Source organism: Pseudomonas sp. RC2C2 (assembly GCF_018390435.1).
GTDB lineage: Bacteria > Pseudomonadota > Gammaproteobacteria > Pseudomonadales > Pseudomonadaceae > Aquipseudomonas > Aquipseudomonas donghuensis.
Genome location: NZ_JAHBAX010000001.1, coordinates 2,039,886 through 2,053,989 on the forward strand (window position 1 = coordinate 2,039,886; position 14,104 = coordinate 2,053,989).

The 14,104-nt window shown below is 63.4% G+C and carries 14 protein-coding genes and 1 other RNA gene; 4 read left to right on the forward strand and 11 right to left on the reverse strand.

Annotated elements, in window-relative coordinates:
• Positions 1-4: 4 nt before the first annotated feature.
• The 10 genes from gcvP to KHO53_RS09490 all read right to left on the reverse strand — a co-directional run bounded on the left by gcvP (position 5) and on the right by KHO53_RS09490 (position 12,288).
• Positions 5-2,878 (reverse strand): aminomethyl-transferring glycine dehydrogenase, encoded by a 2,874-nt coding sequence (gcvP, locus tag KHO53_RS09445; protein ID WP_213570242.1) that lies wholly within the window; start codon positions 2,876-2,878, stop codon positions 5-7.
• A 79-nt stretch (positions 2,879-2,957) separates the two neighbouring features.
• Entirely contained in the window at positions 2,958-3,341 is a 384-nt protein-coding gene (gcvH, locus tag KHO53_RS09450; protein ID WP_010221181.1) for a glycine cleavage system protein GcvH, read from the reverse strand.
• 46 nt (positions 3,342-3,387) lie between these two features.
• Positions 3,388-4,470 (reverse strand): glycine cleavage system aminomethyltransferase GcvT, encoded by a 1,083-nt coding sequence (gcvT, locus tag KHO53_RS09455; RefSeq protein ID WP_010221180.1) that lies wholly within the window; start codon positions 4,468-4,470, stop codon positions 3,388-3,390.
• Between the two features lie 121 nt (positions 4,471-4,591).
• The gene (locus KHO53_RS09460; RefSeq protein ID WP_213570243.1) at positions 4,592-6,214 is read right to left on the reverse strand and encodes an ABC transporter permease; all 1,623 of its coding nucleotides are present in this window, start codon (positions 6,212-6,214) and stop codon (positions 4,592-4,594) included.
• Between the two features lie 154 nt (positions 6,215-6,368).
• Positions 6,369-7,370 (reverse strand): extracellular solute-binding protein, encoded by a 1,002-nt coding sequence (locus KHO53_RS09465; protein ID WP_213570244.1) that lies wholly within the window; start codon positions 7,368-7,370, stop codon positions 6,369-6,371.
• 101 nt (positions 7,371-7,471) lie between these two features.
• A complete protein-coding gene (locus KHO53_RS09470; protein WP_213570620.1) occupies positions 7,472-8,689 on the reverse strand; it encodes a 2-octaprenyl-3-methyl-6-methoxy-1,4-benzoquinol hydroxylase in 1,218 nt (405 codons plus the stop codon).
• Positions 8,690-8,698: 9 nt separating this feature from the next.
• On the reverse strand, positions 8,699-9,181 hold the full coding sequence (locus KHO53_RS09475; RefSeq protein ID WP_010221176.1) for a DUF4442 domain-containing protein: 483 nt from the start codon (positions 9,179-9,181) through the stop codon (positions 8,699-8,701).
• Between the two features lie 2 nt (positions 9,182-9,183).
• Positions 9,184-10,377, reverse strand: coding sequence for a 2-octaprenyl-6-methoxyphenyl hydroxylase (gene ubiH, locus KHO53_RS09480; protein WP_159389314.1), 1,194 nt, complete (start codon positions 10,375-10,377; stop codon positions 9,184-9,186).
• Complete coding sequence (gene pepP, locus KHO53_RS09485) at positions 10,374-11,708, reverse strand: Xaa-Pro aminopeptidase (protein ID WP_213570245.1); 1,335 nt, start codon at positions 11,706-11,708, stop codon at positions 10,374-10,376. Before pepP ends, ubiH begins: the two co-directional genes overlap by 4 nt.
• Positions 11,709-11,730: 22 nt before the next feature.
• Complete coding sequence (locus KHO53_RS09490) at positions 11,731-12,288, reverse strand: YecA/YgfB family protein (protein WP_100781840.1); 558 nt, start codon at positions 12,286-12,288, stop codon at positions 11,731-11,733.
• 152 nt (positions 12,289-12,440) lie between these two features.
• Here KHO53_RS09490 and KHO53_RS09495 point away from each other — a divergent pair, with 152 nt between their 5' ends.
• The 4 genes from KHO53_RS09495 to KHO53_RS09510 all read left to right on the forward strand — a co-directional run bounded on the left by KHO53_RS09495 (position 12,441) and on the right by KHO53_RS09510 (position 13,848).
• Positions 12,441-12,650, forward strand: a complete 210-nt coding sequence (locus tag KHO53_RS09495; RefSeq protein ID WP_010221172.1) for a TIGR02449 family protein — start codon at positions 12,441-12,443, stop codon at positions 12,648-12,650.
• Positions 12,647-12,964, forward strand: a complete 318-nt coding sequence (locus tag KHO53_RS09500) for a cell division protein ZapA (RefSeq protein ID WP_010221171.1) — start codon at positions 12,647-12,649, stop codon at positions 12,962-12,964. The genes KHO53_RS09495 and KHO53_RS09500 overlap by 4 nt, the downstream gene beginning before the upstream one ends.
• An 18-nt stretch (positions 12,965-12,982) precedes the next feature.
• Positions 12,983-13,160, forward strand: a non-coding RNA gene (gene ssrS / locus KHO53_RS09505) — 6S RNA.
• Between the two features lie 79 nt (positions 13,161-13,239).
• On the forward strand, positions 13,240-13,848 hold the full coding sequence (locus tag KHO53_RS09510; RefSeq protein ID WP_213570246.1) for a 5-formyltetrahydrofolate cyclo-ligase: 609 nt from the start codon (positions 13,240-13,242) through the stop codon (positions 13,846-13,848).
• Between the two features lie 18 nt (positions 13,849-13,866).
• Here KHO53_RS09510 and KHO53_RS09515 read toward each other — a convergent pair whose 3' ends face one another.
• A complete protein-coding gene (locus KHO53_RS09515) occupies positions 13,867-14,007 on the reverse strand; it encodes a hypothetical protein (protein WP_010221169.1) in 141 nt (46 codons plus the stop codon).
• Positions 14,008-14,104: the final 97 nt, after the last annotated feature.

Sequence of the window (14,104 nt, forward strand, 5' to 3'; positions counted from 1 at the left end):
AGCCTCAGCGGTAATCATCCACCGGCACACAGGCACAGAACAGATTCCGGTCGCCATACACGTTGTCGACCCGGTTCACCGCCGGCCAGTACTTGTGCATCCGCGCATGGGCACTGGGCGCCACGCCCTGGGCAATGCTGTAGGGCCGCTCCCACATGCCCAGCACATCCTCAAGCGTATGCGGCGCATGCTTGAGCGGATTATCTTCTGCCGGCCAGTTACCTTCCTGAACTTCGCGGATCTCGGCACGAATGCTCAGCATTGCCTCTACAAAGCGATCCAGTTCGGCCTTGGATTCGCTCTCGGTCGGTTCGACCATCAAAGTGCCCGGCACCGGGAATGACATGGTCGGTGCATGGAAGCCGTAGTCCATCAAACGCTTGGCCACATCCTCTTCGGAAATGCCGGTCAGGGCTTTCAGCGGACGCAGGTCAAGAATGCACTCATGTGCCACCCGCTCGTTTCGGCCGCGATAAAGCACCGGGAAGGCACCGCCCAACTGCTCGGCCAGGTAGTTGGCCGACAGCATCGCCACCTCACTGGCATCGGCCAGTTGCGGGCCCATCATGGCGATGTACATCCAGCTGATCGGCAAGATGCTCGCGCTGCCCCAGGGCGCAGCGCTGACCGCCGTGTTTTGCGGGTCCGGGCCGGGCAGCGGGACCACCGGATGGCTGGCCACAAAAGGCGCCAGGTGCGCCCGCAGACCAATCGGGCCCATGCCCGGGCCACCGCCGCCATGGGGAATACAGAACGTCTTGTGCAGGTTCATGTGCGACACGTCGGCACCAATATCCGCTGGCCGCGCCAAGCCGACCTGGGCATTGAGGTTGGCACCGTCCATGTACACCTGGCCGCCGTGCTTGTGGATAACTTCGCAGATCTCGCTGATGCCCTCTTCGTACACGCCGTGTGTCGATGGATAGGTGGCCATCAGGCACGACAGCTTCTCGCCGGCTGCTTGCGCCTTGGCCTTGAGGTCGGCCAGGTCGACGTTGCCGGCCTGGTCGCACTCGACGATCACCACCTGCATGCCAGCCATCTGTGCGGAGGCCGGGTTGGTGCCGTGGGCCGAGGCCGGGATCAGGCAGATATCGCGCTGGGGCTGGTGACGGCTGCGGTGATACTTGGCGATTGCCATCAGCCCGGCGTACTCGCCCTGGGCGCCAGAGTTGGGCTGCATGCAGATGGCATCGAAGCCGGTGATCGCACACAACCAGCTTTCCAGTTCGTCGATCATCGCCTTGTAACCCTGTACCTGTGCAGCCGGCGCAAAGGGGTGCAGCAGGGCAAAACCGGGCCAGGTGATCGGAATCATCTCGCTGCTGGCATTAAGTTTCATGGTGCACGAACCCAGCGGGATCATCGACTGGTTCAGCGCCAGGTCCTTGTTCTCCAGCTGCTTGAGGTAACGCAGCATCTCGGTTTCGCTGTGGTGCAGGTTGAATACCGGGTGGCTGAGAAAGGCCGAGCGCCGCACCAGCGCCGGCGGAATGCCTTCAGGCTGCGCCAGGGCATCCAGTGCGGCGATATCCAGGCCATGGTCGGCACCGAGGAAGATATCGAACAGGCGCATGACTGTGCTTTCATCGCAGGTCTCGTCGAGGCTCACGCCCAGTTGCCCACGGCCGAGAATCCGCAGGTTGATCTGCGCCGCCTCGGCGCTTTCGATGATTGCCGTCTGGCTACCGCCGACGTCCAGGGTCAGGGTGTCGAAGAAGTGTTCGTTGAGCCGCTTGATGCCCTTGCTCTCCAGGCCCGCAGCGAGGACGAAGGTCAGCGCATGCACGCGCTGGGCAATGCGTTGCAAGCCTTCCGGGCCGTGGTACACCGCATAGAACGCGGCGATGTTGGCCAGCAGTACCTGGGCGGTACAGATGTTGGAGTTGGCCTTCTCGCGGCGAATGTGTTGCTCACGGGTCTGCAAGGCCATGCGCAGCGCAGTGTTGCCGCGGGCATCCTTGGACACGCCAATGATGCGCCCGGGCATGGCCCGCTTGAACTCGTCCCGACAGGCAAAATACGCCGCATGCGGGCCACCAAAGCCCATGGGCACGCCAAAACGCTGGGACGAGCCGAGCACCACGTCGGCGCCCTGCTCGCCCGGCGGCATCAGCATCACCAGGCTGAGCAGGTCGGCCGCTACGCAAGCCAGCGCCTGCTGGGCATGCAACTGCGTCACCAGCGGGCGCAGGTCGCGCACTTCGCCATGGGTGTCGGGGTACTGCAGCAGAGCCCCGAATACCTGGTACTTGGCGAGGTTATCCACAGCGTCGATGACCAGCTCAAAACCGAAGCCCTCGGCACGGGTCTGCAGCACCGAGAGGGTTTGCGGGTGGCAGTGTTCATCAGCGAAGAACACATTGCTTCTCGACTTGGCCACGCGCTTGGCCAGGGCCATGGCTTCCGCCGCAGCGGTGGCTTCGTCGAGTAACGAGGCGTTGGCCAGGTCCAGGCCGGTGAGGTCGATGATCATCTGCTGGAAATTGAGCAAGGCTTCCAGGCGGCCCTGGGCAATTTCCGGTTGATACGGGGTATAGGCGGTGTACCAGCCCGGGTTTTCCAGGACGTTACGCAAAATGACAGTGGGGGTGACGGTACCGTGGTAGCCCATGCCGATCAGGCTGGTCCACACCTGGTTCTGCTCGGCATACCCCTTGAGCCTGGCCAGGGCGGCCTGCTCATCGAGGGCATCAGGAAGCTCCAGCGGCCGGTTCAGACGGATGCCCGGCGGCACGGTCTGTTCGATCAGCTCGCGGCGGCTGCCAACCCCGAGGGTGGCGAGCATGGCCTGCTGCTCCGAGGCATCGGGCCCCAGGTGGCGACGCAGGAAAGGATTGCGGTCTTGCAGTTGGCTCAGGGACGGCGACTGGGACATAGCGGCTCTCTCTTCCTCGACCAAGCCTCGGGCGCTGGAGGCATATTGAGTCTAGGAAGAGATTGCCGCTTGCGTGAAACTATTCGCCGATGGCGGCTTTGTAACCGGCGGCGTCGAGCAGTTTGTCCAGCTCGGCCTTGTCGCTTGGCTTGAGCTTGAAGATCCAGCTGTCATAGGGCGCGGAGTTGAGCGACTCGGGGCTGTCGGCCAGCGCCTCGTTGACTGCGATCACTTCACCGCTGACCGGTGCGTAGATGTCCGAAGCGGCCTTGACCGACTCGACCACGCCCGCCGCATCGCCGGCAGCGAAGACCTTGCCAATTTCCGCCAGCTCGACGAACACCACGTCACCCAGGGCTTCCTGGGCATGGTCGCTGATCCCGACAGTCACGGTGCCATCGGCTTCCAGCCGGGCCCACTCGTGGCTTTCGGCAAAACGCAGGTCGGCGGGGATATTGCTCATCATTGTTGTCCTCGATTGGGTCAGCGGTTGGCCCGCCAGAATAGGTTCAGATCAGGATCTTGCCATGGCGCACGAAGGTCGGCTTGACCACCCGCACCGGGTACCACTTGCCACGAATTTCTACCTCGGCACGATCGGCGGTCGCCATCGGCACCCGCGCCAGGGCAATGGATTTGCTCAGCGTAGGAGAGAAACTACCACTGGTGATCTCCCCTTCGCCAATCCCGGCGACGCGGACCACCTGGTGCGCGCGTAAAACCCCGCGTTCTTCGAGCACCAGGCCGACCAGTTTCTGCTCGACGCCATGCTCGATTTCTTTCAGCAAACCTTTGCGACCAATGAAATCACGCTCAGCCGGCTCCCAGGCGATGCTCCAGCCCAGGTTCGAGGTCAGCGGCGTGTGGGCTTCGTCGATGTCTTGGCCATACAGGTTCATCCCCGCTTCCAGGCGCAGGGTGTCGCGCGCGCCGAGACCGCTCGGGGCGATGCCGGCGCCGACCAGGTCGTTGAAGAACGCCGGGGCCTGTAGCGCCGGGAAGATGATTTCCAGGCCATCCTCACCGGTGTAACCGGTGCGGGCGATGAACCAGTCACCGTCGGCCAGGCCTTCGAAGGGCTTGAGTTCACGGATCAGCGCGGCGCGAGCGGCGGTCACCAGTTCAGCGACCTTTTCCCGTGCTTGCGGGCCCTGGATGGCCAGGATGGCCAGCTCCGGGCGCTCGCTCAGCTCGACCTCGAAACCGATCATCCGTGCCTGCAGCCAGGCCAGGTCCTTGTCGCGGGTCGAGGCGTTGACCACCAGCCGGTAACCGTCGTCGCAGCGGTAGACGATCATGTCATCGATAACCCCGCCCTGCTCGTTGAGCATGGTGCTGTACAGGGCCTTGCCGGTGGCATTCAGACGATCGACATCGTTGGCCAACACATGCTGCAGCCAGACGCCGGCCTGGGCACCGCGAACATCGATCACGGTCATATGGGATACATCGAATACGCCGCAGGCCTGGCGCACCTGATGGTGCTCCTCGACTTGCGAACCATAATGCAGGGGCATATCCCAACCGCCAAAATCGACCATCTTGGCGCCAAGGGCCAAGTGCAGGTCATAAAGAGGCGTACGCTGTCCCATGGGTTTCTCCTTCCGGGCGTGGCGAGGCTACGGCGGCTGGCAGCGTTGCAGCTACCCGGTCTGTAGGACCGGCCGCAGCGAATGCCGCGCATTGTAGCCGCAAGCTCGCAGGCTTACACCCTCAGCGCGTTTGACCCGGGTGCTGCGCCGAGCGTCGAATCAGGCCGATGACCGGCAACAGGCCGACCAGCACCAGGGTCAGCGCCGGCAGCGAAGCCCGCGACCACTCGCCCTCACTGGTCATCTCGAACACCCGTACCGCCAGCGTGTCCCAGCCAAACGGGCGCATCAGCAGAGTGGCCGGCATTTCCTTGAGCACGTCGACGAACACCAGCAGCGCCGCGCTCAATGCACCGGGTACCAGCAAGGGCAGATACACCTTGAAAAACAATCTTGGGCCACTCACGCCGAGACTACGGGACGCTTCCGGCAAAGATGGACGAATCCGCCCCAGACTGTTTTCCAGTGGGCCGTAGGCCACAGCGATAAAACGCACCAGATAGGCCAGCAGCAAAGCCGACAGGCTACCGAGCAGCAGCGGCTTGCCCGCGCCACCCAGCCAGCTGGACAACGGCACCACCACCTGATTATCGAGGTAACTGAAAGCCAGCATGATCGACACCGCCAACACCGAGCCAGGCAAGGCATAGCCCAGGTTGGCCAGGCCAACGCCTGCACGAATTCCCGAGGTCGGCGCCTGTCGCCGGGCAAACGCCAGCACCAGGGCAACACAGACGGTAATCAGCGCCGCCATGCCGCCCAGATAGAGGGTATGCAGGATCAGGCCAGCATAGCGCTCGTCGAGATCGAAACGCCCGCGCTGCCAGAACCACACCAACAACTGCAGCATCGGCACCACGAAGGCACAGGCGAATACCAGCAGGCACCAACTGCTGGCGGCCAGCGCCTTGATGCCATGCAAGTGATACAGCGCTTTGCCCCGCGGCCGTTCGTTGCTACTGCGCACGGCGCCACGGGCACGACGCTCGCCGTACAGCACCAGCATCACCGCCAACAACAGCAGGCTGGCCAGCTGGCCAGCACTGGAGAGGCTGAAGAAGCCGTACCAGGTCTTGTAGATGGCGGTGGTGAAGGTGTCGAAGTTGAACACCGACACTGCGCCAAAATCCGCCAGGGTCTCCATCAACGCCAGCGCCACCCCGGCGCCGATGGCCGGCCGTGCCATGGGCATGGCGACCCGCCAGAATGCCTGCAAGGGTGAAAGCCCCAGCACCCTTGCCGCTTCCATCAGGCCTTTGCCCTGAGCCAGGAAGGCGTTACGCGCCAGCAGATAGACATACGGGTAAAACACCAGCACCAGCACGGTGATCACCCCGCCGGTGGAGCGCACCCGTGGCAAGCGCATGGGCCCGAACCACTCGCGCAGCAGGGTTTGCACCGGACCGGCGAAATCCAGCAGGCCAACGAACACGAACGCCAGCACATAGGCCGGAATCGCGAAGGGCAGCATCAGGGCCCAGTCGAGCCAGCGCCGCCCGGGGAACTCGCACAGGCTGGTAAGCCAGGCCAGGCTCACCCCCAGCACCGACACGCCGACGCCCACACCGAGGATCAACGTCAGGGTGTTACCCAGCAGCCGGCTCATCTGGGTGTCGAGCAGATGCGACCAGATCTGCATGTCGACCGCCTGCCAGGACAACAGCAGCACGCTCAGCGGCAGCAGCACCAGGGCGGCGATGGCGAAGACCAGTGGGTACCAACGGCGTTGGGCGGGGTGGGCCAAAAGTGAAATCTCTATGGGAATGATTGCGACCGCGTTGCGGTCGATCGCTGGCAAGCCAGCTCCCACAGTGAAAAGAGAGCACCGCTATCCCTGTGGGAGCTGGCTTGCCAGCGATTGGGGCCCGATAGGGCCCCGAAAGGATATAGCCTTGTGCTTAGTTCCAGCCAGCCCGATCCATCAGGCGGATGGCTTCGGCCTGGCGTTTGCCGGCCACTTCCACAGGGATGGTGTCAGCTTTGAACGTGCCCCAGGCGGCCACTTCTTCGGAAGGTGCCACTGCCGGGTTGGCCGGGAACTCCTGGTTCACGCCGGCAAAGATCTTCTGTGCGTGTTCACCGGTCATCCATTCGACCAGCTTCTTCGCCGCATCAGGATGCGGCGCGTATTTGGTCAGGCCGATACCCGAAAGGTTAACGTGCACGCCACGGTCGGCCTGGTTAGGCCAGAACAGCTTGACTGCCAGCTTGGGGTTTTCCTTGTGCAGGCGGCCGTAGTAGTAGGTGTTGACGATACCGACGTCGCACTGGCCGGCGTTGATTGCCTGCAGCAAGGCGGTGTCATCGGAGAACACATCAGTGGACAGGTTGTTGACCCAGCCCTTGATGATCTCTTCGGTCTTCTGCTCGCCGTGGGTTTCGATCAGGGTGGCGGTCAGCGACTGGTTATAGACTTTCTTCGCCGTGCGCAGGCACAGGCGCCCTTCCCAGTTCTTGTCGGCCAACGCCTCGTAGGTGCTCAGCTCTTCGGGCTTGACCCGGTCGGTGGAGTAGGCGATGGTCCGCGCGCGCAGGCTCAGGCCGGTCCAGTCATGGGACGAGGCGCGGTATTGGGCCGGGATGTTCTTGTCGATGATGTCTGACTTGATCGGCTGCAGAATGCCCATCTGCTCGGCTTGCCAGAGGTTGCCGGCATCGACGGTGAGCAGCAGGTCGGCGGTGGCGTTCTTGCCCTCGGCCTTGATGCGCTGCATCAGCGGCGCTTCCTTGTCGGTGATGAACTTGATCTTCACCCCGGTCTCTTTGGTGTAGGCGTCGAACACCGGCTTGATCAACTCGTCGATGCGCGAGGAATACACCACCACCTCGTCCGCCGCCTGGGCGGCTGTGCCGAACAGGGTCAGAGCCAGAGCGGCCAGTACGTGCTTGCGTGGCAACATGGTGCGGTCCTCGGAGTTCAAGAGAGGCGCAAATGGTAGTTAATCCCATTTGCCTTCTCAACTGAACTCACAAGGGAGGAGTTACCAGATGTTGCGAAACCTCAGGCCCGCGCCAGTTCCGGCAGATCACCGCTCAAGCCCAGGGCTTGGCGCACGAACAAGGCTTTGGCTTCAGGCAGTTGCTCGACCCATTTCAGGCCGCTGTTGCGTAGCCAGCGCAGCGGCAGCGGATCAGCCTGGAACAGGCGCTCGAACCCTTCCATCGCCGCCATCAGCGCCAGGTTGTGCGGCATGCGCCGACGCTCGAAGCGGCTTAGCACACGAACATCGGCCAGGCGCTCGCCCCGCTCGTAGGCGTGCTGCAGCTCCTCGGCCAGTACCGCGGCATCGAGAAAGCCAAGGTTGACGCCTTGCCCGGCCAACGGGTGAATGGTGTGTGCAGCATCGCCGATCAACGCCAGGCCTTCGGCCACGTAGCGTTTGGCGTGACGCTGGCGCAGCGGTACACAAACCCGTGGGTCGGCCTGCAGCACGCCGCCCAAGCGCCCTTCGAAGGCGCGCTCAAGCTCGGCGCAGAACGCTTCGTCGCTCAAGGCCATCAGGTGTTCGGCCTGCTCCGGCGTGGTCGACCAGACGATTGAGCACCAATCCTGTTGACCATCGCGCAGCAATGGCAGGAACGCCAGCGGCCCCTCGTCGGTAAAGCGCTGCCAGGCAGTCGCTTGATGGGGCTGGGCGCAACGCACGCTGGTGACGATGGCGTGGTGCAGGTAATCCCACTCGCGCGTCTCACAGCCGGTCAGGCGGCGCACCGCCGAGTTGGCACCGTCGGCGGCGATCACCAACGGCGCACGCAAGGTGCGACCGTCGGCCAGGGTCAGCAGCCAGTCGTCGCCGGAGCGGCGCATCTGCTCCAGGCGGGCATTGGCCAGCAGGCCGACTTCGCTGTCGTGCAGGCGCTCCAGCAGGCCATCCTGCACCACCCGGTTCTCGACAATATGACCGAGTACCTCGGCATGCACGCTGGCGGCCGAGAAATGGATCTGGCCAGTGCCGCTGCCGTCCCACACACGCATGTCCGAGTAGGGGCTCAAGCGCCGTTCGCCGATCCCCTGCCAGGCGCCCAGGCGCTCGAGGATGCGCTGGCTGGCCGCCGACAAGGCGCTGACCCGCGGCTCGAATGCCGACTGCTGGTCAAAGGGCTTGATCGACAACGGGCTGCCATCGAGCAAGAGGATTTCCAGGCCGCTGTGCTGCAACGCCAGGGCCAGAGCGCTGCCGACCATACCGGCACCGACAATCAACAGATCTGCGCGCATTTCCATGCCTTAAGCCTGTCTCGCTTGCGGCTTGAGCCGCACGTAAAGGGTTTTGTCGACCCGCGCCACCAGCTCACCGGCAGCGTCGCGGATATCGACCTGAAGTCGTGGCAGGTACTTTTTGCCGCCGGCGGTGTGCTGGCGGATGTCATCAAGCAGGGCATCGTCGATGCGCAGTTCGGCGAACACCGGGCCCTTGCCCGGGGACACGAAATCGATGCTGGCGGCCTTGTCCCAGACGATGTACTCACGCCCGAGCAGTTCCATCAGCATGAGCATGTAGAACGGGTCGACCATCGAATACAGGCTGCCGCCGAACTGGGTGCCGACGTAGTTGCGGTTGAACCAGCGCAGGCCCATGCGCACGCGAATGTGGCGCAGGTCGGGGCTGACGCTGAGCACGCGGATGCCCGCGCCCAGGTACGGCGGGTAGAGGTTCAGCAGCCAGCGCAGCCTGCGCGCTCGCCGGGCCAGTTTGCGCGGGTCGCTCATGTTCAGTTCCGCGGGTCCGGACGGGTGCCCAGGCCCATGGCCTGGCGGGCGAACCAGCGTTTGGCCGGGGGCAGCAAGTCGAGGCCAAGCAGGCCCAGGTTGCGGCCGGTCGCCACCAGCGGTTGGGCACTGCCGAACAGGCGGGTTACGCGATCGGAGAAGCCCACGGTCAGGTCCTGATCCAGGCGCTGGCGCTCGCGGTAGGCCTGCAGGGTGGCAAAGTCACCTGGCAAGCTGGGATTGGCCAGCAAGCCTTCGGCCAGCGACTGCACATCGCGCAGTGACAGGTTGAAACCCTGCCCGGCAATCGGGTGCAGGCTGTGAGCGGCGTTACCGAGTACCACCAGGTGCGGGCGCACCTGCTCCTGGGCCTCGATCAGCGACAACGGATAGAGGTGCCGGGCACCGACTTGGCGCAAGGTGCCCAGGCGGTAGCCAAACACGTCCTGCAGTTCGCTGAGAAAGCTACGCTCGTCCAGCTCGGCCAGGCGCTTGGCGTCCATCCCGGCGCGGGTCCAGACCAGCGCGCAGCGGTTTTCCGGCAGCGGCAGCAAGGCCATCGGCCCTTCGTCGGTGAAGCGCTCGAAGGCCTGGCCGCAATGGGCTTCGCTCGGGGTGATGTTGGCGATCAGTGCGCTCTGGTTGTACGGCCGCTGGCTGACATGAATGCCCAGTTGCTCGCGCAGGCCGGAACGGCCACCATCGGCCAGTACCGCGAGGTCGCATTCGAGCGTGGTGTCGTCGTTGAGCGCCAGTCGATAGCCATCCTCCAGCGCCTGCATGGCGGTGACTTCCGCCGGGCAGCGCCAGCTCACCACTTCGGCGTCCAGGCCCTGCCACAGGCACTGACCGAGCCAGGCGTTCTCGACCACATAGCCGAGCGCTGGCACGCCTTCTTCCAACGCATCCAGGCGCGTTGCGCCAAAACGGCCACGGTCGGAGACCTGGATCTGGCGGATCGGCTCGGCGCGACGGCTGATCGGTTGCCACAACCCTAAACGTTCATAGATTTGTCGGGTACCGAAGGACAACGCCGAAGAACGTGCGTCATAGCTCGGCTGAAAACTATCACCGGGAGCAAAGGGTTCGATCAGCAGGATCTTCCAGCCACGCGCCTTGGCCCCGGCCTGCAGGGCCAGGGCCAGGCTGGCGCCGACCAGGCCGCCGCCAATGATTGCCAGATTGACCCGGCTCATGCCGCTGCACTGCGCGCGGCAGCCATCAAGGCTTCGATTTCGGCGACCGTCTTGGGTACGCCTGAGGTCAGGATTTCACAGCCCTGCTTGGTTACCACTACGTCATCCTCGATTCGCACACCGATGCCGCGCCATTTTTTCGCGACACTCTGGTTATCGGCACCGATATAGATGCCCGGTTCCACGGTCAAGGCCATGCCCGGCTCGAGCACCCGCCACTGGCCGCCGACCTTGTACTCGCCGACATCGTGCACATCCATACCCAGCCAGTGCCCGGCACGGTGCATGTAGAAGGCCCGGTAGGCTTCGCTTTCAATCAGTTCCTGCACCTGCCCCTTGAGCAGGCCCAACTCCACCAGGCCTTCGGTGATCACTTGTACCGTGGCTTCGTGGGCGTGGTTCCAGTGCTTGCCCGGGGCGATGACCGCAAAGGCCGCTTCCTGGGCTTTCAACACCAGCTCGTAGATCGCCTTCTGCTCCGGCGAAAAACGCCCGCTGACCGGGAAGGTACGGGTGATGTCACTGGCGTAGCAGTCGATCTCGCAACCGGCGTCGATCAACACCAGGTCACCGTCCTTGAGCGGCGCGTCGTTCTCCTGGTAATGCAGAATGCAGCTGTTGCGCCCGGCGGCGACGATCGAGCCGTAGGCGGGCATCTTCGCTCCGCCCTTGCGGAACTCGTAGTCCAGCTCGGCTTCCAGGCTGTACTCGCGCAAACCGGCGCGGCAAGCCTGCATCGCCCGGACATGGGCACGCGCGGAAATCGCCGCGGCCTCGCGCATCACCTTCACTTCCGCCGCCGATTTATACAGGCGCATGTCGTGTAGCAGATGATCCAGGGCAACGAATTCGTTCGGCGGCTGGGCGCCGAGGCGCGCCTTGGAACGGATCACGTTGATCCACTCCATCAGGTGACGGTCGAACTCGGGGTTGCTGCCCATGGCCGAATACACCCGGTCACGGCCTTCGATCAGGCCGGGGAGGATGTCGTCGATATCGGTGATAGGGAAGGCATCATCAGCGCCGAAGTCGCGGATCGCCCCTTCCTGGCCGGCGCGCAGACCATCCCAGAGCTCGCGCTCGGGATTGCGCTCGCGGCAGAACAACACGTATTCACCGTGCTCGCGCCCGGGGATCAGGGCGATCACCGCCTCGGGCTCGGGGAAGCCGCTCAGGTACTGGAAGTCGCTTTCCTGGCGGTACACATGCTCGACGTCGCGGTTGCGGATGGCAACCGCGGCGGCGGGCAGGATGGCGATGCTGTTGGGTTCCATCTGCGCCATCAGCGCCTTGCGTCGACGGGCGTATTCCGACTTGGGGATGTGGCTCATGGGCAGTGGCAGTCCTGGTTGATCAGTGCAGCGAAGGTTTGGCCGCAGGCTCGACCGGCTGTTTTGCCTGTTCTGTGTAAAGCAGCAGCGGGGCGACGCGCAGGTATTCCATGACTTCCATATAGTCGTTTTCGCCGTCTTCGGATTCTTCCAGGGCGTCCTGAACCTGGGAGATCGCATCCAGGTCCTGCAGGACTTCCTTGGCTTCACCGCTCAGGGTCAGGCCAGCCGAGTTCAAGCCGAAGCCATACAGGAAGCCCTTGCACCACTCGCCCAGAGCAGCAGCCCGCTCGGCCAATGGCGCTTCATCACCGGGCAGCAGCAACACGACAGTGATATCGTCACCGGCGAGTTCGCCCTTGACCATCTCCTGCAGGCCGATCAAAGCGTTACGAACGTTGTCTGCCGGATCGTTTTCCAGCAGGTGCGCAGCATCGGCCAACCATGCCTCGGCATCGAAGCCGGCACCGGCGCAACTGCGCCCGAGCAACAGCCCGTGCAGTTCGGCAGGGGAAACAGGATGCCCGTTGCTGCTGAGCAAGGTGGCGAAAGCGGTGTACGGCGAATTGGTATTGGGCATGGGCAACTAGGCGCCAGACGGCGCAATGACTAGAATGAAGACCTTGTATCCTAGCACCGGCAGGCGCGCCAAGACCATCGACGCGGCCAACTCCGAGCCGGCCAGGGCATAAACCGGGCAACCACCCGCACGACCGAATCGAGTGGCAACCAATGCAAGAGAACGATCTGCAAGCGCTGATGGGCCGATTCGAACTGCTGATTGAGCGGGTCGAGCAACTAAAACGGCAAAACGCACTCTTATTAGCTCAGGAAAAATCCTGGCGCGAAGAGCGCGCCCACCTCATCGAAAAAAATGAAATCGCCCGGCGTAAGGTCGAATCGATGATTTTGCGACTCAAGGCCCTGGAGCAAGACTCATGAGCTCAAGCAATAGCGTCACCGTTCAGATCCTCGACAAAGAGTATTCGATCATCTGTCCGCCGGAAGAACGCAGCAACCTGGTCAGCGCCGCGCGCTACCTGGACGGCAAGATGCGCGAGATCCGCAGCAGCGGCAAAGTCATCGGCGCCGACCGGATTGCCGTGATGGCCGCGCTGAACATCACCCACGACCTGCTGCACAACCAGGAACGTCCGGATGTGCCGGCGGGCGGCGCCACCCGTGAACAGGTGCGCGACCTGCTCGAGCGGGTCGATCAGGCATTGGCCGACGATCAAGATTCAAAAAAGGGTTGAGTGTCGGTATACTTGCGCCACTCCCTGGAGTGCTTGCCAGTCGGTCATGTCCCTGAGCCGATACGCACAACCACGGGGGTTGCACGTGGGGCCGGTGTGCATGTCCGCTTGACGGAAAGCCTTAACGCCTCCTGCAATCTCCACCTTGAACTTTCGGGTTCAAGGGCTACACCGACAGCGGTTCGTCGGGGAGCCTGAATTCTTTGCCCGCCCTTCTGCGCGGGCAATCGAGCTGTCACCCACAGGTGGCAGCCCTCTCTGGGACCGCCCGTGCCATGACCGACACCGCGCCGCTTACCCGCCCCCAACTTCGCCGCCTGCTACGTGACGCCCGCCGCGCCTTGACGCCGGCCGAGCAACGTCAGGCAGCCCGTGGCCTGTACCGCCAGCTCGCGCAGCACCCGCTGTTTCGCCGGGCCAGACATCTTGCCCTGTACCTGCCCAACGATTGCGAGATCGACCCAGGCCTGTTGATGCGCGAAGCTCAGCGCCGCGGCAAGCACACCTATCTACCGGTGCTGCACGCCTGGCCAAAAACCAAGATGGTCTTTCAGCGCATCGACGCCGGCGAGAAGCTGCGGCCCAACCGTTTCCGCATCCCCGAGCCGCACATCAGCCTGGCCCGGCAACGGCCGATCTGGGCGCTGGACCTGATCCTGCTGCCGCTGGTGGGGTTTGACGAAGTGGGTGGCCGGCTGGGCATGGGCGGCGGCTTCTATGACCGCAGCCTGGCCTATCAGGCTCGCCGCAAAGCCTGGAAGAAGCCCTTGCTGCTGGGCCTGGCGCATGAATGCCAGAAGGTTGAGCGACTGGCGCAAGCCAGTTGGGATGTGCCGCTGCAGGGGACGGTCTCGGACCGTGGCTGGTACCTGGCACCCGCGTGATGGGCGCCAGCAAAGCAATCAACGCTGTTGCGGATTGACCGGTACTTCGTAGGGGGCGTCGAGTTTGCGTTCCCAAAGGCTTTGCGCATAGCCGGTAGTGACAACACCCAAACCGAACAGAAACACCAGAATCCAGAGCAAATCCGGTTTGCGATTCATCGATTGCCCCCCTCAGGCAAACTGATCACGTTGTCAGCAACGATTTTGTTGTTGCAGCAGCGTCAAGCTTAAAATGCGCGCATTCTCCGACAACCTG

Excerpts from the sequence above, each read along its gene's own strand:
- gcvP (WP_213570242.1), bottom strand. The coding sequence starts at position 2,878 with ATGTCCCAGTCGCCGTCCCTGAGCCAACTGCAAGACCGCAATCCTTTC.
- gcvH (WP_010221181.1), bottom strand. The coding sequence starts at position 3,341 with ATGAGCAATATCCCCGCCGACCTGCGTTTTGCCGAAAGCCACGAGTGG.
- gcvT (WP_010221180.1), bottom strand. The coding sequence starts at position 4,470 with ATGGGACAGCGTACGCCTCTTTATGACCTGCACTTGGCCCTTGGCGCC.
- KHO53_RS09465 (WP_213570244.1), bottom strand. The coding sequence starts at position 7,370 with ATGTTGCCACGCAAGCACGTACTGGCCGCTCTGGCTCTGACCCTGTTC.
- KHO53_RS09470 (WP_213570620.1), bottom strand. The coding sequence starts at position 8,689 with ATGCGCGCAGATCTGTTGATTGTCGGTGCCGGTATGGTCGGCAGCGCT.
- KHO53_RS09475 (WP_010221176.1), bottom strand. The coding sequence starts at position 9,181 with ATGAGCGACCCGCGCAAACTGGCCCGGCGAGCGCGCAGGCTGCGCTGG.
- ubiH (WP_159389314.1), bottom strand. The coding sequence starts at position 10,377 with ATGAGCCGGGTCAATCTGGCAATCATTGGCGGCGGCCTGGTCGGCGCC.
- pepP (WP_213570245.1), bottom strand. The coding sequence starts at position 11,708 with ATGAGCCACATCCCCAAGTCGGAATACGCCCGTCGACGCAAGGCGCTG.
- KHO53_RS09490 (WP_100781840.1), bottom strand. The coding sequence starts at position 12,288 with ATGCCCAATACCAATTCGCCGTACACCGCTTTCGCCACCTTGCTCAGC.
- KHO53_RS09495 (WP_010221172.1), top strand. The coding sequence starts at position 12,441 with ATGCAAGAGAACGATCTGCAAGCGCTGATGGGCCGATTCGAACTGCTG.
- KHO53_RS09500 (WP_010221171.1), top strand. The coding sequence starts at position 12,647 with ATGAGCTCAAGCAATAGCGTCACCGTTCAGATCCTCGACAAAGAGTAT.
- KHO53_RS09510 (WP_213570246.1), top strand. The coding sequence starts at position 13,240 with ATGACCGACACCGCGCCGCTTACCCGCCCCCAACTTCGCCGCCTGCTA.
- KHO53_RS09515 (WP_010221169.1), bottom strand. The coding sequence starts at position 14,007 with ATGAATCGCAAACCGGATTTGCTCTGGATTCTGGTGTTTCTGTTCGGT.